Genomic DNA, 22,169 nt, shown 5'->3' with positions numbered 1-22,169 from the left:
CCATGCCGTGGCCCCTGTAGGGTGGGGCGTCGGTGGCGGTCGGCTCAGCCCGGGGTTTGCAGCAGTTCGTCGATCTGTTGCAGCAGGGCCGCCACCTGCACCGGCTTGGTCAGGTAGCAGCAGGCGCCGTTCGCCAGGGCCGTGTCCACCTGTTCCGGCGTGGCGTCGGCCGAGATCATGATCACGGGGATGCTGGCTGTGTCGGGGTTGGCCTTGATCAGCCTCAGCAGCTCCTGGCCCGAGGCATCGGGCAGGTGCACGTCCAGCAGGATCAATTCGGGGCGGGCACCCCGCAGCCGGTCGTGCAGCACGGCCAGACCGGCTTCGATGCTGGGCGCCACGCTCAGCTGCACCCAGGGCCTGGCAGTCAGGGCGGCACGGATCACTTCCGCATTCGCCAGGTTGTCTTCCACGTACAGCACGTGGTGGGCCACGCCCTTGTCGGGTGGCGGAGGGGGCAGGGTGTCCAGGGCCGGCTCGGGGCTGACGGGGCGGCGCCCCAGTTCGGCCGCGGGCAGGGTCAGCGTGAAGGTCGAGCCTTCGCCCTCCTGGCTGCACACATCCAGCCGGCCGCCCATCAGCACGGCCAGGTGGCGGCTGATGACCAGGCCAATGCCGGTGCCGTCCGGCACATGCCGCTCGCGGCCCAGGCGGTTGAAGGGCTCGAACAGGCGCTCCAGCTGGGTCGGTGTCATGCCCAGGCCCGTGTCGTGCACGGCGATCTGCACCACCTCGCCTTGCGCGGCATCGTGCCGGGCCTGCACGCTCACCGTGACGCTGCCGCCGCGCTGGTTGTACTTGATGGCGTTGCTCAGCAGGTTGGTCAGCACCTGGCGCAGGCGGGTGGGGTCGGCATTCACGCCCAGACGCAGGTCGGGCTGCTCGGGCCAGCGCAGGCTCACGCCTTGCCGGGACGCCTGTTCGCCCAACAGGGCGCCAGCGGCCGCCAGCGCTTCGTGCACCGACAGCGGCTGGGCCTGCAGGCGCAGCATGCCCGCGTCGATGCGTGAGATGTCCAGCACGTCGTCGATCATGTCCAGCAGGTGCCAGCCCGCCTGCTGGATCTGCTTGATGCGGGGCTGGTGGGCCTCGGGCAGGGGCGAGAGCCGGTCCAGCTCCATCACCTGGGCAAAGCCCAGCACCGCATTGAGCGGGGTGCGCAGTTCGTGGCTCATCCGCGAGAGGAATTCGCTCTTGGCCCGGTTGGCGTTCTCGGCGGCGGTGCGCTGGTCGCGCGCCTCCTTCATGGCCGCCTCGATGCGCCGTGCGTGGCCGGTCATCACGAGCAGCAGCGCGCCCAGCGAGGCCGCCACCACCACCCCGCCCAGGGCCAGCAGCCAGGATGTGACCCGGCTGTCCACCAGGGGCACGGGCCCCTTGGCCCAGATGTGCAGTTGCCAATGCCGGCCGGCAAACTCCAGGGGCACGGTGTCGCTGTGCAGGGTGCGGTTCAGGGCGGCGGTGTCACGGCAGTCCTTGACGCCGCCCAGCCGTCGCGGCGGTCTGGTGGCGCTGTCATCCTGTTCATGCAGGCAGCCGACCAAGTAGTCCGGCATGCCCCGCAGCATCTCCGACAGCGCATCGTCCATGCGCAGGGCCATGAACACCGCGCCCAGGTTGGCCTGCATGCGGGTCAGGGGGGTGTTGGGGGTGCCTTCGTAGACCGGCAGGTAGACGACCACGCCCAACTGGTCTCCCTGCTCCTGCACCAGCTTGAAGCCGGGTGTGGCCACAGCCAGCCCTTCGCGCCGCGAGCGCTCGAACGCCGCACGCGGTGCCGCGGTCGACAGGACGTTGAACCCCAGGGCTTTCTCGTTGCCCGCCAGGGGCTCGATGAAGCGCAGCACCACCAGTTCGTCACCAGGTTGGGGTGGCGGCCCCTCACGGTTGTAGACCTTGAAGCCGGTCAGCCCCCCCGCCGCCTGCCGGGCTTCGAAGGCCGGGATCTCTGCATGGCCGAGCCGCTCTTCCCAGCCCAGGCCCTGGATGCCGGGCAGGGTCTCCAGCCAGTGTGTGCTGGCCCGCCGGAACTCTTCGCGCGACACGTCCAGCGAGGCGGCGTAGATGCCGTGCATGGCCTCCAGCGCATTGAGGTAGCCGTTGAGACGCAACTTCACCGCGTTGGCGGTGGCTGCGACGTCCTGGTTGAACATGGCAGCCTCGCGCTCACGTTCCCAGGTCTGGACCTGGCGGATGGACAGGTCCAGCAGCGCGGTGGTGATCAGCAAGGGCAGGCCCACCACCAGGCGGCGCCGACGCCAGAGTTCAGCCGGTTGGCCCACCAGGGTCAGCATGAGTGGCGCGCCCACCAGCACGCCGAGGGTGTCGCCCAGCCACCAGCCCCCCATGGCCATGGGCACACGCGAGAGAGGCATGATGCCGAGCAGACCCATGCTGCCCACCGACAGCGCCGCGTTCACGGTGCAGGCCACAGGCCCCGCCAGCAGGAGGAAGCGGCCGATCTGGGCGGGCTTGTCCAGGGGCAGGGGCGCACCAGGATCGGGCTGCACCAGCCGTGCGGCCAGCCACACCTGCAGCCCGCCACCCAGGCCGCCGACCAGCGACTGGCACAGCAGCACGCCGGTGCCGACGTCTGAGGGGTGGAGCATCTGCCCCACCCATTCGACCACGCCACTGCCCAGCCCCACGGCCACCGCCATCCAGCGGCCCCAGCCGAGCACGGCGCCCAGGCCGATGCCGGCAGCCAGGTAAAGCGGCGACACGTCGTCGCTCGGTGGCGACAGGCTCAGCGCCATGATGCCGGTGAGCGTGTAGGCGAGCCAGGTGATCAGGCCCCTCGTCCACGGTGAGCGGGGGGGAGCGAGTGGGGGCATGGACAAATAGGAGATCAGGCGCCCGTTTGCGCGCAAGTGCACACCATAGCATCCGCCGCAGTCGACACAAACCGTTTGCAAAGCAGGACGAGATCGCGTTTTGCCAGCAAGATCTCTTCTTATTCCCCACTTGGGCACGGGCGTCGACCCTATACTGATTGGTCACAGAGCGGGTTGAGCTGACAACCTGCCAAGCTGGTTCAACAAGGCAATGGACGCCATGACCTCCAAATTGAAGATCGCAGGCTGGGTCGCGCTGGGTGCGCTGGCCGGTGGTTTGACCACGCTGCAACTCGGGGCCACGGCCCGCAACACGGTGGCGCCCTTGCCGCTGGAAGAAATGCAGCAACTGGCCGCTGTCTTCGGGATGATCAAGACCGATTACGTCGAACCGGCCGATGAGAAGAAGCTGATTTCGGATGCCATCGGCGGCATGGTCGCCGGCCTGGATCCGCACTCCGCCTATTTCGACAAGAACAGCTTCAAGGAATTCCGCGAAGGCACCACGGGCAAGTTCGTGGGCGTGGGCATCGAGATCGGCATGGAAGACGGCCTGGTCAAGGTGGTCTCCCCCATCGAAGGCTCGCCCGCCTTCCGCGCCGGGCTCAAGAGCGGCGACCTGATCACCAAGATCGACGAGACCTTCGTCAAGGGCCTGACCATGGACCAGGCCGTCAAGCGCATGCGCGGCGAGCCCAGCACCAAGGTCATCCTCACCGTCTTCCGCAAGGCCGAGAACCGCAGCTTCCCCGTCACCATCGTGCGCGAGGAAATCCGCGTGCAGAGCGTGCGCGCCAGGATGGTCGAGCCCGGTTACGGCTGGGTCCGCGTGAGCCAGTTCCAGGACCGCACCGTCGAAGACTTCGTCACCAAGGTCAACGCCCTCTACAAGGAAGACCCCAAGCTCAAGGGCCTGGTGCTCGACCTGCGCAACGACCCGGGCGGCCTGCTCGAAGGTGCCATCGCCATCTCGGCGGCCTTCCTGCCGAAGGACGTGACCGTGGTCTCGACCAACGGCCAGCTGCCGGAATCCAAGGCCACCTTCAAGGCCCGCGCCGACGACTACTCCCGCCGTTTCGGCACCGATCCGCTGGCCAAGCTGCCTGCCGCGCTCAAGACCGTGCCCCTGGTGGTGCTGGTCAACGAAGGCTCGGCCTCGGCCTCCGAGATCGTCTCTGGCGCCCTGCAGGACCACAAGCGCGCCGTCATCATGGGTGGCCAGACCTTTGGCAAGGGCTCGGTGCAGACCGTGCGCCAGCTCAGTGCCGACACCGGCCTGAAGATCACCACCGCCCGCTACTACACCCCGAGCGGCCGATCCATCCAGGCCAAAGGCATCGTGCCCGACGTCATGGTGGACGAATCCGCCGAAGGCAACCTCTACTCGGCGCTGCGCGTTCGCGAAGCCGACCTGGAGAAGCACATCACCAGCGGCCAGGGCGACGAGGTCAAGGATGCCGCCCGCGAGAAGGCCCGTGAAGAGGCGATGAAGAAGCTGGAAGAGGCCAACGCCAAGAAGAACGAGGCGCCCAAGCCCCTGCCTGAATTCGGCACCGCCGAAGACTTCCCGCTGCGCCAGGCCCTGAACCGCCTGCAAGGCAAGCCGGTGCTGGTCTCCAAGACCATGACCGAGCGCAAGCCCGAAGACAACAAGGCGCAGTGAACGACGACCAGCGCCTGCGCTACAGCCGCCACCTGCTGCTCGACGAGTTCAGCGAGGTCGCACAAGACCACCTTCTGAACGCGCACGCCCTGGTCATCGGGGCCGGTGGCCTGGGGGCGCCCGCCCTGCTGTACCTGGCTGCGGCCGGGGTGGGGCGGCTCACCGTGGTCGATCCGGACGAGGTCGACCTCACCAACCTCCAGCGGCAGGTGCTCCACAGCACCCCCCGCATCGGCCAGCCCAAAGTGGCCTCGGCCGCGGCCGCGCTGAGCGATCTCAACCCGGGCGTGCACCTGAACACCGTGCACCAGGCCGCCGACGAAGCCCTGCTGCGCCGGCTGATGCCCGACGCCGACGTGGTGCTCGACTGCACCGATGGCTTTGCCATCCGCCAGCTCATCAACCGCGAGGCGCGCGCCGCCGGCGTACCCTTGGTCTCGGCCTCGGCCCTGCGCTGGGACGGCCAGATCAGCGTCTTCGACCCGCGCGACGCAGACAGCCCTTGCTACGCCTGCCTCTTCCCGCCCGATGCGCCGCCGCAGGAAACCCGCTGCGCCCTGCTGGGGGTGTTCGCGCCCGTCGTGGGCCTCATGGGCGTGATGCAGGCCGGCGAGGCGCTCAAGCTGCTGCTGCAGGCTTCGCCCGATGGCACTTGGCGCGGCCACGAAGGCCTGGCCGGGCGCCTGTTGATGCTCGATGGCCGCAGCTGGCGCTGGACCGAATTGCGCGCCCGGCGCGATCCTGCCTGCCCGGTCTGTGGCGGCGCGGGCGGCCACCCGGATCACTGAGGTCTGCCCGCAACACCCTGGGCGCAGCGGGCTTTTTCACCCCCTGCGCCAGGCGGCACGGCGGCATACTGGACTGCCCATCCAGCAGGATCGCCCGCCATGAACAACCCCAAAGAGCTGCTCGAGCGCAACTTCCCCACGGCCGGCCAGGACGCCCGCAACGCGCCCAAACCTTCGCTGTACGGCGGCCCCGACAGCAGCTATGACCTGGCCTTCGCCGACGCCGAATTCCTGCTTCATCCCGAGTTGCGCCCCGTGCGCATGCAGCTGGAGCTGCTCAAGCCCGAGATGGTGCAGCGCGAAGAGAACATCGAGTCCACCATCGTCATGTTCGGCAGCGCCCGCATCCTTTCGGCCGAAGATGCCCAGGCCCGCGTGGCCGAAGCAGAAGCCCTGCCCGATGGCGAGGCCCGCGAGCAGGCCCTGCGCCAGGCCCGCAGCCACCTGGCCATGTCGCGCTATTACGAAGAGGCTCGCGCCTTCGCCAGCCTGGTCACCAACCACTCGGCCCAGCTGAAATCGCCCATCTACGTCGTCACGGGCGGTGGTCCGGGCGTGATGGAGGCCGGCAACCGGGGTGCCCACGAGGTGGGCGGCAAGAGCATCGGCCTCAACATCGTCCTGCCCCATGAGCAGGAGCCCAACCCCTACATCACGCCCAAGCTCTGCTTCCAGTTCCACTACTTCGCGCTGCGCAAGATGCACTTCCTGATGCGCTCGGTGGCACTGGTGTGCTTCCCGGGTGGCTTCGGCACCCTGGACGAGCTCTTCGAAGTCCTGACCCTGATGCAGACCGGCAAGTGCCGCAAGCGCCCCGTGCTGCTCTTCGGTCGTGAGTTCTGGACCAGGCTCATCAACATGGACCACCTGGTCGAGACCGGCATGATCAGCCCTGGTGACGTCAACCTCTTCCGCTACGTCGAGACCGCCGACGAGGCCTGGCAGACCCTGCAGCAGGTCTATGGTCTGGGCCAGCCTGAAGGGGATTCGGCCTGCGGGTGGTGAGGTGCTTGGAATGCAGCGCGCACGGCGGGGAAACCCCGGCCTCCGGCGTGCGCCCGTTCCTGCTGAGCCACGTGGTCAGGTGGAACTGTGGGGGCATCACGTTTCCAAGGGATGTTCACCCGCTTGACTGGCTTGTACATTGCTTGCATAACAACAGTCGGTCAGCAAGGGGTGTTCATGTTTCACGCGTCGCGCAAGGCCTTGGTCGCATGGGGGCTGTTCTGGGGCCTCGTGGCGAGCGGTGCTCAGGGGGCGTCGCTGTTGTCCGTTGCTTTTGACGATCCGCTCGGGCAGTACGCTGCTTACCATGACGAGATCGCGCTCAGCCTGCAGGCTGCGGGTGCAGAGTGGATGTCCCTGCTCGACCTGGGGGCGGACACCACGCTGACCGTTCAGGTCGGGTTTCTGTCCATGCCCACGGCCAGTGGCGCCAGTGCCAGTGCCAGCTTCGACGGCAGCGCCGCAGGGATCAGTCTTTATGAACAAGGCGCCGCGGCCAAGCTGAAGACTGGCATCGATGTCAACGGAGACGACGTCGATGTCCGCATCTACCTTGGCGTCGATGGCTACCTGCAGAACGAGCTCTGGTTCGACCCCACGCCTTACAACCTGATGGACGACGTGGTGCCGACCAGCCAGATCGACGCGCGCTCGGTGTTCCTTCATGAGTTGGGTCACGCCCTGGGCTTCAACGGCTGGCGTGATGACGCCAGCGGCGTCTTGCCGGCCAGTTATGCCTCCACCTACGATGCCCTGGTCGGAACGCTGCCGGGCGATTCTGCTGGCGGCTTGTACTTTTTTGGTGCTGCGGCCCAGGCCGTCTACGGTGGGCCTGTGCCCCTCACCTTCGGCAATTACCGCCATGTGGGCAATGCGGCCGGATTGGTGGGGGACGACCTGCTGCTGGACCTGATGAATGGTGTCTACTTTCTGCAGGGCCGGCGTTACACTGTGTCCGAGCTGGACCTGGCCATCCTCCGTGATGTGGGCCTGGCTTCGGCCGTGGCCACGGTGCCCGAGCCTGAGACCCGCTGGCAGATGGCCGTGGGCCTCCTGATGCTGGCGGCAGCCCGTCGGTGGCGGATGTCGCGCATGCGTCCGGTCTGATCTCGGGTCAGTTCTGGCAGTGCTCAATTCAGGGGCGGGGGCGGTCGATAACACGCCATGAGTTCGTCTGGCAAAACCGCATTGATCCTCACTGGTGGGGGCGCCCGCGCCGCCTACCAGGTGGGCGTGCTCCAGGCGCTGCAGCACATTCGGCAGGAGGCGGGCGAGTCCCGGCGCAGCAATCCGTTCCAGATCATCAGCGGCACATCGGCCGGCGCCATCAATGGCCTGGCCCTGGCCTGCCGGGCTGATCACTACGACCTCGCCGTGCGGGCGATGGTCGAGGTCTGGCGTGACTTCCGGTCTGAGCAGGTCTACCGCGCCGACTCCTTTGGCGTCATCCGCAGCGGGGCCAAATGGCTGTCGCTGTTTTCACTGGGCTGGGCCCTGGCCCGGTGGCGCCGCGCCCGTCCGCGGTCCCTGCTCGACAACGAGCCCCTGCGCCACTTTCTGCCCGACCTGTTCCGCATCGACCGCCTGCCCAAGCTCATGGCCGAGGGGCACCTTGATGCCGTGGCCATCTCGGCATCCAGTTACACCACGGGTGAGCACGTCACCTTCTACGACAGCGCCCGGCCGATCGAGCCCTGGGCGCGTTCCCAGCGCCTGAGCGTTTGTGCGCCGCTCTCCATCGACCACCTGATGGCCTCGTCGGCGATCCCCTTTGTGTTCCCGGCGATCCAGTTGGAGGTCGATGGTCGTCCCCATTACTTTGGTGACGGAGCCATGCGCCAGGCCGCGCCCATTTCCCCCGCCATTCACCTGGGAGCCGACCGCATTCTGGTGATCGGGGCAGGGCGCCTGCACGAGCCGCCCGCGCCGCGTCAGGCCGTGGTCGAGTACCCCAACCTTGCCCAGATCGCGGGCCACGCCATGTCCAGCATCTTCCTGGACGCCCTGGCGGTGGACATCGAGCGGCTGCAGCGCGTCAACAAGACCCTGGCTCTGCTCAATGCCGAACAGCGTGCGGTCAGCCAGCTCAGGCCGGTCGAGGTGCTGGTGATCGCGCCCAGTCAGCGCATCGACGACATCGCCGCCCGCCACCTCTGGGCCCTGCCGCCAGCCGTGCGCGCCATGCTGCGTGCGGTGGGCGTGTACGGGCGGGGCAAGACCGCGCGAGGCTCGGCCCTGGCGAGCTACCTGCTGTTCGAGTCGTCCTTCACCCGGGAGCTCATGCACCTGGGGTTCACCGATGCCCTGGCCAAGCGCGACGAGGTGTGTGCCTTCTTCGGCTGGGGCGCCAGGGCGAGCGAGGCGCAGCGCATGGCCGAACTGGCGCACATGGCGGACGCTTTACTCTGAGCCTGGGCTGTGATAGAGTGGAGAGCTTCGCATTTTGCGAGTGCCTTTCATGGGTGCTTGCCGCGTGCGAAGAAAGTTCTTTTCCCTGAAAGGTCTCCCCATGTCATACGCGGTCATAAAAACCGGCGGCAAGCAATACAAAGTTGCCGTTGGCGAAAAAATTAAAGTAGAACAGATTGCTGCGGAAGTTGGCCAAGAGATCGTGATCGACCAGGTTCTGGCAGTCGGCTCCGGCGCTGAACTCAAGGTTGGCACGCCCTTGGTGGCTGGCGCAACGGTCAAGGCGACGGTTCTGTCGCAAGGTCGTCACGACAAGGTTCGCATCTTCAAGATGCGCCGTCGCAAGCACTACCAGAAGCGTCAAGGCCACCGTCAGAACTACACCGAGCTGCAAATCAGCTCCGTGAACGCCTGATTCGCCTCGAATCGTCCCACCTCATCCAGCCCTGAAGGAGCAGATCCATGGCACAGAAAAAAGGCGGCGGTTCCACGCGGAACGGCCGTGACTCCCAACCAAAGATGCTCGGCGTGAAGGCCTACGGCGGTGAACTGATCTCCGCTGGCTCGATCATCGTGCGCCAGCGCGGCACCCGTTTCCACGCCGGCACCAACGTCGGCATGGGCCGCGACCACACCCTGTTCGCGCTCGTCGACGGCCACGTGTCCTTCACCGTCAAGGGTTCGCTGAACCGCAAGACGGTCGTCGTGACCCCGGTCTGATCACGCTCACGCTGATCTCAAGCAGCCTGCGGGCTGCCTGAACCAAAGCCTCGGCCTGTTCCGGGGCTTTTGTGTTTCTTCTCCGCGCGAGCCGGGAGCGCCCGGCAGCGCCTGCACCACCAGGACACCTGAACCATGAAATTCTTCGATGAAGCCACCATTGACGTGGCCGCCGGCAACGGCGGCAGCGGTTGCATCAGCTTCCGTCGCGAGAAGTTCATCCCCTTCGGTGGCCCCAATGGTGGTGACGGTGGACGCGGCGGCCATGTCTACGTGGTGGCCGACCGCAACATCAACACCCTGATCGACTACCGCTATGCACGCCGCCATGAGGCGCGCAATGGCGAGCAGGGGCGCGGCTCCGACCAGTTTGGCGCGGCCGGCCCCGACATCATCCTGCGCATGCCCGTGGGCACCATCATCAGCGACTTCGAAACCGGCGAAGTGATGATGGAGTTGCTGGAGCACGGCGAGCAGCGCCTGCTGGCCAAGGGCGGTGACGGTGGCTTCGGCAACCTGCACTTCAAGACCGCCACCAACCGCGCGCCCAAGAAAAAGACGCCGGGCTGGCCGGGCCAGGCCTTCAAGATCAAGCTCGAATTGCGCGTGCTGGCCGACGTCGGTCTGCTGGGCATGCCCAACGCGGGCAAGTCGACCCTGATCGCCGCCATCTCGAACGCCAAGCCCAAGATCGCCGACTACCCCTTCACCACCCTGCACCCCAACCTGGGTGTGGTGCGTGTGGGCCCGGAGAAAAGCTTCGTGGTCGCCGACATCCCTGGCCTGATCGAAGGCGCTTCGGAAGGTGCCGGCCTGGGCCACTATTTCCTGCGTCACTTGCAGCGCACCCGCGTGCTGCTGCACGTGATCGACCTGGCCCCGTTTGACGACACCGACCCGGTGCAGCAGGCCCGCGCCATCGTCAACGAACTCAAGATCTACGACCAGGCGCTCTACGACAAGCCGCGCTGGCTCGTGCTCAACAAGCTGGACATGGTGCCCGAGGAAGAGCGCGTCACCCGCGTGCTCGAGTTCGTGCGCCGATACGGCTGGAAAGGCCCGGTCTTCCAGATCTCGGCCCTCACCCGCCAGGGCTGTGAGCAGCTCGTCCAGACCATCTACCAGCACGTTGCGGCCATGCAGGAGCACCACGAAGAAAGCGACATCCGCTTCGACGTGGAGGCCACCCTGCCCATGGCCAGCGACCTGATGGCCCGCGCCGGCATCAGCTATGACGCCGACATCGAATCCTTGGTCAAACCCAAGAAAACCTCGGCCGATCAGGCCTCCAGCAAGAAAGCCGCCGTGAAGAAAATCGCCGCCCCCAAGACCGCCAAGCCCGTTGCCAAGAAGGCCGCCGCCAAGGACGTGACCCCCAAGGTTGTGAAGAAGGCCGTGAAGGCCCCGGTGGCATCTGCCAAGACGGTCGCCGCCAAGGTCGTGAAGGCCGCTGCCAAGCCGGTCGCCAAGGCACCCGTGGCCAAGAAGGCCGCGGTCAAGGCTGCCAAGCCTGCTGCTGTGGTGAAAAAGGCCCCCGTGAAGGCCCCGGTGGCACCTGCCAAGAAGGCTGTCGCCAAGACCGTGAAGGCTGCCGCCAAGCCGGTCGCCAAGGCACCCGTGGCCAAGAAGGCCGCGGTCAAGGCTGCCAAGCCTGCTGTTGTGGTGAAAAAGGCCGCTGTGAAGGCCCCGGTGGCGCCTGCCAAGAAGGCCGCTGCCAAGACCGTGAAGGTTGCCGCCAAGAAGGCCGCGGTCAAGGCTGCCAAGCCTGCTGCTGTGGTGAAAAAGGCCGCTGTGAAGGCCGCACCGGTGGCACCTGCCAAGAAGGCCGCAGCCAAGACCGTGAAGGCTGCCGCCAAGCCGGTCGCCAAGGCGCCTGTGGCCAAGAAGGCCGCTGCAAAGAAGGCCGCTGCAAAGAAGGTCGCTGCCAAGAAGGCCAGCGCCAAGAAGGCCCGCTGAGAACCCTCGTCCGTCCCCGATCGCCCCGCCTGACCGCCTGAGCCTGCCGCCATGAACGATGTGTTGAAGAACGCCCGCCGCATTGTCGTGAAGGTGGGTTCCAGCCTGGTCACGAACGAGGGGCGGGGGGTGGACGCCGATGCCATCGGCACCTGGTGTCGCCAGATGGCGGCCCTGGCGGCCGATGGGCGCGAGGTCATCATGGTGTCCAGCGGTGCGATTGCCGAAGGCATGAAGCGCCTGGGCTGGACCACCCGACCGAAAGAAATCCACGAACTGCAGGCCGCGGCCGCCGTGGGGCAGATGGGCCTGGCCCAGATGTACGAATCCAAGCTGCGCGAGCACGGCATGGGCAGTGCCCAGGTGCTGCTCACGCATGCCGACCTGGCCGATCGCGAGCGTTACCTCAACGCCCGCTCCACCCTGGTGACGCTGCTGTCGCACAAGGTGGTGCCGGTCATCAATGAAAACGACACCGTCGTCACCGACGAGATCAAGTTCGGTGACAACGACACCCTGGGTGCGCTGGTGGCCAACCTGGTCGAGGCGGACGCCCTGGTCATCCTGACCGACCAGAAGGGCCTCTACAGCGCCGACCCGCGCAAGGACCCGTCTGCCCGGTTCATCGACGTGGCCACCGCAGGCGATCCCTCGCTGGAGCAGATGGCCGGTGGCGCCGGCTCCCGCGTGGGCACGGGCGGCATGATCACCAAGGTGCTGGCCGCCAAGCGTGCAGCCGGTTCAGGCGCGTCCACCGTGATCGCATGGGGCCGTGAGCCCGAGGTGCTCGTGCGCCTCACGCAGGGCGAAGCGATCGGGTCGCTCTTTGTGGCCGACACCGCCAAGCTGACCGCCCGCAAGCAATGGATGGCCGATCACCTGCAACTGCGTGGTGCGGTGGTGGTGGACGATGGTGCCGTCGCCAAACTGCGCGACGAAGGCAAGAGCCTGCTGCCCATCGGCATGGTCGAAGTGGTGGGCGATTTCCACCGCGGCGACGTGATCGCCGTGCGCACCCTGCAAGGGCAGGACGTGGCCCGCGGCCTGGCCAATTACGCCAGTGGCGAGGCCCGCCGCCTGGTGCGCAAGGCCTCATCCGAGATCGAGGCGGCCCTGGGCTTTGCGAACGAGCCCGAGATGATCCATCGCGACAACCTGGTCCTGGCCTGAGGCTGAACGCTCAGCGCTGAACGACGGGCGTGGCGTGGCGCTTGCCGCGCTTTCATGCCTCGGGAAATGCGGACGCCCTGTCGTGAATTGTGACAACATCTGATGCCATATTGGGGTAGTCCCGTCCGGTCGAGATGGGGGCGGGGCGTTACAAAGCAGACCGTGTTCTGTCTTTTTCCCCTGGCACCTGAGGGTGCGCGCTCCGGAGGCTCCATGTCCCTTTCTTTCAAGCCCCTTTCCCTGTCTGCCTCCCATGTGGCCGCCGCCACTGCCCTGGTCGCCGGCGCCCTGGTTGCCCCCGTGGCCCAGGCCAAGCACCTGGTCTGCGTGTGGGACGTTGCCGGCAAGACGGGCGACGTGTACGCCGCAGCCACCGACTACGCCCTGGCCATGCAGAAGGCCGGTGCCGACATCGAACTCAAGAGCTACGTCGACGAGCGCGTGGCCATCGAAGACTTCCGCGCCGGCCAGTGCGACGGCGTGATCGCCACCGCCTTCCGCACCCGCCAGTTCAACGGCGTGGCGGGTTCGCTCGACTCCATCGGCTCGACCACCATCATCAAGAACGGCAAGGTCGACATCGACGCCTCCTATGAGGTGGTGCGCAAGGTGATCCAGGTCTTTGCCTCGCCCCAGGCCGGCAAGCTGATGGTGGAAGGGCAGTACGAAGTGGGGGGCATCTTCCCGCTGGGCGCGGCCTACCCCATCGTGCGCGACCGCAAGGTCAACTCGGTCGAGGCGCTCTCGGGCAAGAAGATCGCGGCCTTCGATTACGACAAGGCCCAGAGCGTGATGATCCAGCGCATCGGCGCCCAGCCCGTGTCGGTCGACGTGACGAACATCGGGCCGAAGTTCAACAACGGCTTCGTGGACATGGTCACCCTGCCGGCCGTGGCTTTCAAGCCATTCGAGCTCTACAAGGGCATCGGCAAGACCGGTGGCATCGGCCGCTTCCCCATCCTGATCCCCACGGTGCAGGTGATCGTCAACAAGGGCAAGTTCCCCGAGGGGTTTGGCGAGAAGTCGCGCAGCTACTGGCTGAGCCAGTTCGACCGTGCCATGGGCATCATCGCCCAGGCCGAAAAGGGCATCCCGGCCGCCATGTGGGACGACCTGCCCGCCGAAAGCGTGCCCAAGTACGTGCTGATGTTCCGCGAGTCGCGCATCGAGATCGCCAAGCAGGGTCTCTACAACAAGACCAGCCTGAACATCATCAAGCGTGCCCGTTGCAGCATCAACCCGTCCGACGCCGAGTGCGCCTCCAAGACCGAGGTGGAATGAGGATGCTCGCCGGCCGGGGGCTCGGCCCCGTCCGGTGAGTCGCCATCAGGCCGGGTTCAGGGCCCGGCGTGAGGGTGAGGGCTGCTGCCCAGGGGCTGGCCTTCGTTGGGTTCCAGCGGCTCTTCGGTTTCGAAGGCGTCATCGAAGGTGTCGCTGCCGTCTTCGTTGCGGCGGCCACTGCGCATGTTGCCGCGCAGGAAGCGGTTGCCACCCCCGCCACCTTGCGGCTTGGGCAGGAAGCGGGCGAGCTCGGACAGGGCCATCTCGTAGACGCCCCGTTTGAACTCGATCACGGCTTCCAGTGGCACCCAGTACTCATGCCAGCGCCAGGCGTCGAACTCGGGGTGGTTTGTGGCCCGCAGGTTCATGTCGGAATCGCGGCCTGTCAGCTGCAGCAGGAACCAGATCTGCTTCTGGCCCTTGTAGTGCCCCCGGGCATCCTTGCGGATGAAGTGCTGGGGGACTTCGTAGCGGAGCCAGTCGCGGGTGCGCGCCACGATGCGGACGTGGTCGGGCAGCAAGCCCACTTCTTCGTGGAGCTCGCGGAACATCGCCTGCTCAGGTGATTCACCATATTTGATGCCACCTTGCGGGAACTGCCAGGAGTGGGTGCGGATGCGCTTGCCCCAGAAAACCTGGTTCCGGTGATTGAGCAGGATGATGCCGACGTTGGGCCGAAAGCCTTCACGGTCGAGCATAATCAACTCCGAATTTTTCAACTGGTTTCATTATTGCACCGCAATGACGCTTCGCCTAGCGCGAGCATCAAGGGCCTTCCCGCCCCGGTGCTGTGAGCCTCCCGACGCGACCCCATGAAAGCCTCCCAGTTCTTCATTTCCACCCTCAAGGAAGCCCCTGCCGACGCTGAAATCGTGAGCCACAAGCTGATGATGCGGGCGGGCTTCATCAAGAAGCTGGGCGCAGGCCTCTACAACTACATGCCCATGGGGCTGCGCTCGATCCGCAAGGTCGAGGCCATCATCCGCGAAGAGCTGAACAAGGCCGGTTGTGTCGAGTTGAGCATGCCGGTGGTGCAGCCCGCCGAGCTCTGGCAGGAAACCGGTCGCTTCGGCAAGATGGGCGAAGAGCTGTTGCGTTTCAAGGATCGCCATGGCCGCGACTTCGTCATCCAGCCCACGGCAGAGGAGGTGATCACCGACATCGCCCGCCAGGAGCTGCGCAGCTACCGCCAGCTGCCGAAGAACTTCTACCAGATCCAGACCAAGTTCCGCGACGAGCGTCGCCCGCGCTTCGGCATCATGCGTGGCCGCGAGTTCACGATGAAGGACGCCTATTCCTTCGACCGTGACCAGGAAGCCGCCGGCAAGACCTACGACGGCATGTACGCCGCCTACATCCGCATCTTCGAGCGCCTGGGCCTGCAGTTCCGCGCCGTGGCCGCCGACACCGGCGCCATCGGGGGCGACCGCTCGCACGAGTTCCAGGTGATCGCCGACACCGGTGAAGACGCCATCATCTACTGCCCGACCAGCGACTACGCTGCCAACATCGAGCTGGCCGAGGCCCTGTCGCTGAACGCCGAGCGCGCCGCGCCGACCGAGGCGATGGCCAAGGTGCTCACGCCCGGTGCCAGCACCTGCGCCAAGGTGGCCGAACAGCTGGGTCTGCCCCTGAGCCAGACGGTCAAGGCCCTGGTCCTGGCCACCGATGCGCGCAACGAAGCCGACGAGATCGTCAAAACCACCGTCTGGCTGCTGCTGATCCGTGGCGACCACGAGCTCAACGAGGTCAAGGCCAGCAAGGTCAAGCTGCCCGATGGCACGACCCTGGGCGCCGACTTCCGCTTTGCCACCGAGGCCGAGATCGATGCGCACTTTGGCTGCCCTCCGGGCTTCCTGGGCCCGGTCGGTCTGAAGAAGCCACTGAAGATCGTCGCCGACCGCACCGTGGTCAACATGGCCGACTTCGTCTGCGGCGCCAACGAAGCCCCTTACCACTTGCGCGGTGTGAACTGGGGCCGTGACCTGCCCGAGCCCGATGTGGTGGCCGACCTGCGCAATGTGGTCGAAGGCGATCCCTCGCCCGACGGCAAGGGCGTGCTGGCCATCCAGCGCGGCATCGAGGTGGGCCATGTGTTCTACCTGGGCACCAAGTACTCGCAGGCCATGAACGCGACCTTCCTCGATGTGGATGGCAAGCCCAAGCCCTTCGAGATGGGGTGCTACGGCATCGGCGTGACCCGCATCCTGGGTGCCGCCATCGAGCAGCGCCACGACGAGCGCGGGATCCTCTGGCCCGAATCGATCGCGCCCTTCACCGTGGTGATCTGCCCGGTGGGCTACGACCGCTCCGAGGCCGTGAAGGCGGCGGCCGATGCGCTGCATGCCGAGCTGCTGGCCAAGGGCGTGGACGTCATCCTCGACGACCGTGGCGAGCGCCCGGGCGCGATGTTCGCCGACTGGGAGTTGATCGGTGTGCCGCACCGCGTGGTGCTGGGCGACAAGGGCCTGAAGGACGGCCTGGCCGAGTACCAGGCCCGCACCGAATCCGAGGCGAGCAAGGTGCCCGTGGCCGAGCTGCTTGGTCATGTGCTGTCGCGCCTGCAGACGGCAACGGTCTGAAACAGCCCCAGGAAACCGGGATGCTGTCACGATCGTGGCATCCCGGGCTGGCTTAATCTCTGCTCATGTGGATCTGGCGTTCTCTGTGTGATCGGGCCTCGTGGTGGGCTCTGGCCGGCGTGTGTGCGCTGACCGGGTCGGTCATGCCGATGGCGGCGCACGCCGGTGCCCAGGTGGAGGAGCCCCTGGCCGACTCGGTGCGTTCGGCACTGTCGGCGGCCATCGGGCGCAGCGCGCCGTCGCTCACCTTTGCTGATGAGACCCAGCGGCGCCAGTGCGAGCGCTGGGGCGAGGCCCTGGAAGACAAGCTGCGCAAGCGCAAGCCGGAAGAGCTGGTGCGCACCGAGTTCCTGCACACCGTCTGCTATGAGGCCAAGCGCGCCGGTCTGGAGCCCAGCCTGGTGCTGGGGCTCATCCAGGTGGAAAGCGGTTTTCGCAAGTACGCCGTCTCGCCCGTGGGCGCGCGGGGCTACATGCAGGTCATGCCGTTCTGGTCGCGCAGCATCGGCAATGGCGATGCCAGCAGCCTGTTTCACACCCAGGCCAACATCCGCTTTGGCTGCGTGATCCTGCGGCACTACCTTGACCGCGAACGGGGCGACCTGTTCATGGCCCTGGGGCGCTACAACGGCAGCCGTGGGCGGGCCGAGTATCCCAACATGGTCACGGCCGCCTGGCGCACCTGGAAGGTGGCCGACGCGTTATTGGGCGGGCCCGCCGCCGTTCGGCTGGCCGATTCGGCGCACTGAACCAGCGCCCGCTTCGGGCTCAGAGCCCCTGCCACTCCTGCGGGCGCGCCTCGTGCACCTGCACGGTGGCGAGCACGCGCTCCACCGTCTCGTTCACGAGTTCGTCGATGCTCTGGGGCCGATGGTAGAAGGCCGGCAATGGCGGGAAGACAATGCCACCCATCTCCGTGACCGCCACCATGTTGCGCAGGTGTGCCAGGTTGAAAGGCGTTTCGCGCACCATCAGCACAAGGCGCCGGCGCTCCTTCAGGGTGACGTCGGCGGCGCGGGTGAGCAGGTTGTCGCCCAGGCCGTGGGCCACCGCCGCCAGCGTCTTCATGGAGCAGGGGGCGATCACCATCGCATCGGTGGTGAAGCTGCCGCTGGCGATGCAGGCGCCCACGTCGGCCGGGGCATGCGCCTGGCTGGCGAGGGCATCGAGCTCGGAGCGGCTCAGGCCCAGTTCGTGGTGCACATTGAGGATGCCGGCAGAGGTCGCCACGAGGTGGGTCTCCACCCCGAGGGCCCGGGCGCGCTCCAACAGGCGCACGCCATAGACGGCGCCACTGGCTCCGGTGATGCCAACGATCAGGCGGCGTGGCCTGGTCGGCTGGGGGGACGCGAGGCTCACTCGCCGGCGGCCAGGGTCTGCTGCAGTTCGCCGGCCTGGTACATCTCCATCATGATGTCGGAGCCGCCCACGAACTCGCCTTTGACGTAGAGCTGGGGAATGGTCGGCCAGTTGGCGTATTCCTTGATGCCCTGGCGGATTTCGTCGTCTTCCAGCACGTTGACGGTCTTGAGGTCGGTGACGCCGCAGGCCTTGAGGATCTGGATGGCGCGACCCGAGAAACCGCATTGCGGGAAGGTGGGGTTGCCCTTCATGAACAGCACCACGCGGTTGCCCTTCACGAGTTCGTCGATGCGTTGTTGAACGTTGCTCATAGCCTTGACCATGTCTGATTGCTGAAACAGGCCCGGTTATATCAGGCCTGCCGGGCCTCGGCGGGGTGTGAGGCCTATCTGCAGCAGTTCAGGAGGACAAGCTGGCGTGGCCCCACGCCCCGGGCTCAGAAGGCGTAGCCCAGCGAGACCTTGACGACCGGGCGCAGCCGCAGTTCGCGCACGAGCTGGTCGAGCGCCATATTGCCCTGGATCACCTGGCTGAGCTGGCTCATGCGGCCAGCCTCTTGCGTGACCAGGCCGACGTCGGCATTGAAGCGCCAGGCGCTGGCCTGGCCCGAGTCGCTCAGGCGGGAGCTGTAGCCGGCGCCCACATAAGGGCGTGTCTGGCGCTGTTCGGATGGGGTCTGCACACGGTTGGCCACCATGCCCAGGCTGTCGATGCGCTGCAGGCTGAGGTTGAGCCCGCCGCCGTGGTCGCCGGCCGACCACCAGGCCTGGGCGGTTTCGCCGCGCACTAGGCCGGCGGTGGCGCGGAAGCCGCCGTCGAGGTAGTAATCGGAGAGCACGTGCAGGCTGCGCAGTTTGAGGCCGGTGGCCATGGGCTGCATCAGCACGAAGCTGTCTTTCAAGGGGTTGAGGGGGCGGTCGATGACGATGCCGATGCGGCCTTCCCACTGAGGCCAGAAGCCGCGGCCTGTGGTGCTCAGGCCTTTGCCGGCGGGGGGCGCGTCTGTGGCCGTGGCGCGCAGGGCCGGGTGCCAGCTGATGCGGGCTTCGCTCAGGTCGCCGGTGGCGGATTGGTGGAAGGCGTGCACGGCACGCGGCACGAGCTGGGCCTGGGCGGCGGCCACGGCGCCCATCGCCAGCAGGGCGGCGACGGTGCGGAGCACCCCACGGCGCGCGGGCAGGCCGACGCGGGCCGTGGTCTGCGGCAGGCGGTGGGCGAGGGCGGTGGTGTGGGGCATGGCGGTCTCCTGGGAACGCCTTCATGCTACGCGGCTGCCTGTGGCCTGTGCGGCAGAGATGTATGCGTTCGTCAGCCCATTTTCACGCCATGGCAGATCGCTGCCCTCGGGGTTGCCCCTCGTGACGGATGCACGGAATCAGGCTGGCAGGTGGCCGCCGGTGCAGCGGGGCTGTTCGCCCAGGTCGTGGCGGGTGGTCACGCCCTCGAAGCCGGCCGCGCGCAACAGGGCCTGCACGGCCTCGGCCTGGTCGTAACCGTGCTCCAGCAGGAGCCAGGCGCCGGGCTGGAGGTGGGCGGGGGCCTGGGCCACGATGTGGCGCAGGTCGTCCAGGCCATCGGGGCCGGCGGTCAGGGCGGTGATGGGCTCGTGGCGCAGGGCGGCGAGGTGCGGGTCGCCCTCGGCGATGTAGGGCGGGTTGCTGACGATCAGGTCGAAGCGCTCGCCGGCCACGGGCGCCAGCCAGCTGCCTTGCAGGCAGCGCAAGGGCAGGCCCAGGCGCTGCGCGTTGGCGGCCGCCGTGGCCAGGGCGCTGGGGCTGAAGTCGACCGCGGTCACCTGGGCCTGGGGCCGGGCGTGTTGCAGGGCCAGGGCGATGGCGCCGCTGCCGGTGCCGAGGTCGAGCACGGAGAAGGGCGCGGCATGGCCCTCGGGGATGCATTCCAGTGCCCAGTGGACCAGGGTTTCGGTGTCGGGCCGGGGGATGAGCACGCTGGGCGAGACGTTCAGGCTGAGCCCGAAAAATTCCTTGTCGCCCAGGATGTAGGCGATGGGCTCGCCGGCGGCGCGGCGCGCGACCTGGTCCATGAAGGCCTGCGCTCTTTCAGGCTCGATGGCATCGGGGCCGTGGGCCAGCAGCCAGCTGGCTGGTTGCCGCAGGGTGGCGCACAGCAGCATGCGGGCGTCGAGCCGGTCCAGGCCCAGGGTGCGGGCGGTGTGCAGGGCCTGGTCGACGGTGGTGGGCAGCGGGTCGGTGGACATGGTGGGCCTCAGATGCCGGTCGAGGCTTCGAGCTCGGCCAGTTGTTCGGCGGCCTGGGCGCTGAGCATGGCGGCGATCACGTCGTCGAGTTCGCCTTCCATGATGCTGCCCAGCTTGTAGAGCGTGAGGTTGATGCGGTGGTCGGTGAAGCGACCCTGAGGGAAGTTGTAGGTGCGGATGCGGTCGGAGCGGTCGCCCGAGCCCACCAGGCTCTTGCGTGTGGCGGCCTCCTTGGCGGCGCGCTCGCTGCGCTCCTTTTCCTGGATGCGGGCCTGCAGCACCTGCAGGGCCTTGGCCTTGTTGCTGTGCTGGCTGCGGCCGTCCTGGCACTCGGCCACGATGCCGGTGGGCAGGTGGACCACGCGCACGGCCGAATCCGTCTTGTTGATGTGCTGCCCCCCGGCGCCGCTGGCACGGAAGGTGTCGATGCGCAGGTCGGCGGGGTTGAGCTTGACCGCTTCGGCCTCGTCTGGCTCGGGCAGCACGGCCACGGTGCAGGCGCTGGTGTGGATGCGGCCCTGGGTTTCGGTGACGGGCACGCGCTGCACGCGGTGGCCGCCCGATTCGAACTTGAGCTGCCCGTAGACGTTGGGGCCTTCAAGGCGCAGCACCACTTCCTTGTAGCCACCCAGGTCGGACTCGCTGGCCGACATCACCTCGCACTGCCAGCCCATGCGCTCGGCATGGCGGGTGTACATGCGGGCCAGGTCGGCGGCGAAGAGGGCCGATTCGTCGCCACCGGTGCCGGCGCGGATTTCGACGAAGGCCGGGCGGGCGTCGTCGGGGTCCTTGGGCAGCAGGGCGGTCTGCAGGGCGGCTTCGAGCTGGGCGATCTCGGCCTCGGCCTCGGTGATCTCCTGCGCGGCCATGTCGCGCATGTCGGCGTCGTCACCGGCTTCGAGCAGCAGGGCGCGGGCGGTGTCGAGGTCGAGCTGGCGCTGGGTGTGGCGCTGGGCCAGGTCGCACACGCCGCTGACCTCGGCGTGCTCGCGCGAGAGGTCACGGAAGCGCCGGTTGTCGGCCGCGATGACGGGATCGGACAGGGCGGCGTCCAGCTCCTGCAGGCGCTGGGCCAGGCGTTCGAGGGAGGAGGCGAGGGAGGGCGCCAGGCCGGCGCTCACGCTTGGCCCTCGTCGTCGAGGTCGTCGAGCTGCAGCTTGCGGCGCGGGCTGGCGGCGGGCACGGGCACCTCGCCACGCAGGAAGAGGCGGGCCAGCGAGGCGGCCACCTGTGGGCGCTGGTGGCTGTTGGCGCTGTGCAGTTCGGCCATGGCGCCGTGCAGCATCTTCTGGGTGAGGCCCTTGGCCAGCACCTCGAGCACGGCTTCGATGTCTTCGCCCTTGGCGATCAGCTTGCGGGCGCGGGCCAGTTCGGCGCTGCGCCAGGCTTCGGCCTGACCATTGAGGGCCTGGATCAGGGGCACGGTGGTGCGCTGGTCAAGCCAGTGCACAAAGCCCTGTACGCCGGTTTCGATGATGGCTTCGGCCTGGGCGACGGCCGCCTGGCGCTTTTCTCCGGCGGTCTGGACCAGGGCGGAGAGGTCGTCGACCGTGTAGAGGTAGACGTCGCCGAGCTTGCCGGCTTCGGGTTCGATGTCGCGTGGCACGGCCAGGTCGACCATGAACATGGGGCGGCGGCGGCGGGCCTTGAGCGCACGCTCGACGGCACCCAGGCCGATGATGGGCAGGCTGCTGGCCGTGCAGGAGACGACGATGTCGAACTCGTGCAGGCGTTCGGGCAGGTCGGCCAGGCGCATGGCCTGGGCACCCAGGTGGGTGGCGAGTTTTTCGCCGCGCTCCAGGGTGCGGTTGGCCACGGCCATGGCGCGCGGGTTGCGGGCCGCAAAGTGCGTGGCGGTGAGCTCGATCATCTCGCCCGCGCCCACGAACAGCACCTTGGTGCGGCTCAGGTCTTCAAAGAGCTGGCTGGCCAGGCGCACGGCGGCGGCGGCCATGCTGATCGAGTGCGCGCCGATTTCGGTCGAGGTGCGCACCTCTTTGGCCACCGAGAAGCTGCGCTGGAAGAGCTGGTGCAGGGTGGTGCCCAGGGTGCCGGCGGTGTCGGCCTCGCGCACGGCCTGCTTCATCTGGCCGAGGATCTGGGGTTCGCCCAGCACCATCGAGTCCAGCCCCGATGCAACGCGGAAGGCGTGGCGCGCGGCCTGGCCGCCTTCGAGCACGT

19 protein-coding genes and 1 pseudogene are annotated in these 22,169 nt (G+C 67.3%); 12 read left to right on the top strand and 8 right to left on the bottom strand.

The window, feature by feature from the left end:
* Positions 1-44: 44 nt before the first annotated feature.
* Positions 45-2,834: a CHASE domain-containing protein gene (locus QZ994_RS06390; RefSeq protein ID WP_290869828.1), complete on the bottom strand. Its 2,790-nt coding sequence runs from the start codon at positions 2,832-2,834 to the stop codon at positions 45-47.
* 220 nt (positions 2,835-3,054) lie between these two features.
* Here QZ994_RS06390 and QZ994_RS06385 point away from each other — a divergent pair, with 220 nt between their 5' ends.
* From QZ994_RS06385 to QZ994_RS06340, 10 genes and pseudogenes are all read left to right on the top strand, one after another.
* Positions 3,055-4,497, top strand: a complete 1,443-nt coding sequence (locus QZ994_RS06385) for a S41 family peptidase (protein WP_290869826.1) — start codon at positions 3,055-3,057, stop codon at positions 4,495-4,497.
* On the top strand, positions 4,494-5,285 hold the full coding sequence (locus QZ994_RS06380; RefSeq protein WP_290869824.1) for a HesA/MoeB/ThiF family protein: 792 nt from the start codon (positions 4,494-4,496) through the stop codon (positions 5,283-5,285). Before QZ994_RS06385 ends, QZ994_RS06380 begins: the two co-directional genes overlap by 4 nt.
* 99 nt (positions 5,286-5,384) lie before the next feature.
* Complete coding sequence (locus QZ994_RS06375) at positions 5,385-6,290, top strand: TIGR00730 family Rossman fold protein (protein ID WP_290869822.1); 906 nt, start codon at positions 5,385-5,387, stop codon at positions 6,288-6,290.
* A gap of 177 nt (positions 6,291-6,467) precedes the next feature.
* The gene (locus tag QZ994_RS06370; protein ID WP_290869818.1) at positions 6,468-7,397 is read left to right on the top strand and encodes a hypothetical protein; all 930 of its coding nucleotides are present in this window, start codon (positions 6,468-6,470) and stop codon (positions 7,395-7,397) included.
* Positions 7,398-7,454: 57 nt separating this feature from the next.
* On the top strand, positions 7,455-8,699 hold the full coding sequence (locus tag QZ994_RS06365) for a patatin-like phospholipase family protein (RefSeq protein ID WP_290869816.1): 1,245 nt from the start codon (positions 7,455-7,457) through the stop codon (positions 8,697-8,699).
* A 100-nt stretch (positions 8,700-8,799) separates the two neighbouring features.
* Complete coding sequence (gene rplU / locus QZ994_RS06360; RefSeq protein ID WP_290869814.1) at positions 8,800-9,114, top strand: 50S ribosomal protein L21; 315 nt, start codon at positions 8,800-8,802, stop codon at positions 9,112-9,114.
* Between the two features lie 47 nt (positions 9,115-9,161).
* Entirely contained in the window at positions 9,162-9,419 is a 258-nt protein-coding gene (gene rpmA / locus QZ994_RS06355; RefSeq protein WP_290869812.1) for a 50S ribosomal protein L27, read from the top strand.
* 135 nt (positions 9,420-9,554) lie between these two features.
* Positions 9,555-10,586: pseudogene (cgtA, locus tag QZ994_RS06350) on the top strand (Obg family GTPase CgtA); the annotation flags it as partial.
* Between the two features lie 840 nt (positions 10,587-11,426).
* Positions 11,427-12,545 carry a glutamate 5-kinase gene (gene proB, locus QZ994_RS06345; RefSeq protein WP_290869809.1) on the top strand — a complete coding sequence of 373 codons (1,119 nt, stop codon included), beginning with the start codon at positions 11,427-11,429 and terminating at the stop codon, positions 12,543-12,545.
* A gap of 213 nt (positions 12,546-12,758) precedes the next feature.
* Positions 12,759-13,826, top strand: a complete 1,068-nt coding sequence (locus QZ994_RS06340) for a putative solute-binding protein (protein WP_290869806.1) — start codon at positions 12,759-12,761, stop codon at positions 13,824-13,826.
* A 56-nt stretch (positions 13,827-13,882) separates the two neighbouring features.
* Here the strand turns inward: QZ994_RS06340 and QZ994_RS06335 are convergent, their stop codons facing one another.
* Positions 13,883-14,524, bottom strand: a complete 642-nt coding sequence (locus tag QZ994_RS06335) for an RNA pyrophosphohydrolase (RefSeq protein ID WP_290869804.1) — start codon at positions 14,522-14,524, stop codon at positions 13,883-13,885.
* A 114-nt stretch (positions 14,525-14,638) separates the two neighbouring features.
* Between QZ994_RS06335 and QZ994_RS06330 the strand changes: the two genes are divergently transcribed.
* Together QZ994_RS06330 and QZ994_RS06325 are read left to right on the top strand one after the other, a co-directional pair.
* Positions 14,639-16,408, top strand: a complete 1,770-nt coding sequence (locus QZ994_RS06330) for a proline--tRNA ligase (RefSeq protein ID WP_290869801.1) — start codon at positions 14,639-14,641, stop codon at positions 16,406-16,408.
* A 143-nt stretch (positions 16,409-16,551) separates the two neighbouring features.
* A complete protein-coding gene (locus QZ994_RS06325) occupies positions 16,552-17,157 on the top strand; it encodes a lytic transglycosylase domain-containing protein (RefSeq protein ID WP_290869857.1) in 606 nt (201 codons plus the stop codon).
* A 19-nt stretch (positions 17,158-17,176) separates the two neighbouring features.
* Here the strand turns inward: QZ994_RS06325 and QZ994_RS06320 are convergent, their stop codons facing one another.
* From QZ994_RS06320 to hemA, 6 genes are all read right to left on the bottom strand, one after another.
* Entirely contained in the window at positions 17,177-17,767 is a 591-nt protein-coding gene (locus QZ994_RS06320) for a UbiX family flavin prenyltransferase (RefSeq protein ID WP_290869798.1), read from the bottom strand.
* Positions 17,764-18,081 carry a Grx4 family monothiol glutaredoxin gene (gene grxD / locus QZ994_RS06315; protein ID WP_290869795.1) on the bottom strand — a complete coding sequence of 106 codons (318 nt, stop codon included), beginning with the start codon at positions 18,079-18,081 and terminating at the stop codon, positions 17,764-17,766. Before grxD ends, QZ994_RS06320 begins: the two co-directional genes overlap by 4 nt.
* 125 nt (positions 18,082-18,206) lie before the next feature.
* On the bottom strand, positions 18,207-19,007 hold the full coding sequence (locus QZ994_RS06310) for a hypothetical protein (RefSeq protein WP_290869792.1): 801 nt from the start codon (positions 19,005-19,007) through the stop codon (positions 18,207-18,209).
* Positions 19,008-19,145: 138 nt separating this feature from the next.
* The gene (prmC, locus tag QZ994_RS06305; protein ID WP_290869787.1) at positions 19,146-19,988 is read right to left on the bottom strand and encodes a peptide chain release factor N(5)-glutamine methyltransferase; all 843 of its coding nucleotides are present in this window, start codon (positions 19,986-19,988) and stop codon (positions 19,146-19,148) included.
* An 8-nt stretch (positions 19,989-19,996) separates the two neighbouring features.
* Complete coding sequence (gene prfA / locus QZ994_RS06300) at positions 19,997-21,097, bottom strand: peptide chain release factor 1 (RefSeq protein ID WP_290869854.1); 1,101 nt, start codon at positions 21,095-21,097, stop codon at positions 19,997-19,999.
* Between the two features lie 8 nt (positions 21,098-21,105).
* The coding region (gene hemA, locus QZ994_RS06295) for a glutamyl-tRNA reductase (RefSeq protein ID WP_290869784.1) at positions 21,106-22,169 on the bottom strand (1,064 nt) is incomplete at its 5' end.

Origin of the sequence: Aquabacterium sp., assembly GCF_021768455.1 — a bacterium.
In the GTDB taxonomy this organism is placed as follows: Bacteria; Pseudomonadota; Gammaproteobacteria; order Burkholderiales; family Burkholderiaceae_C; genus Aquabacterium.
Note: the sequence above shows the minus strand (reverse complement) of the source record. Positions and strands in the feature narration are given on the sequence as shown.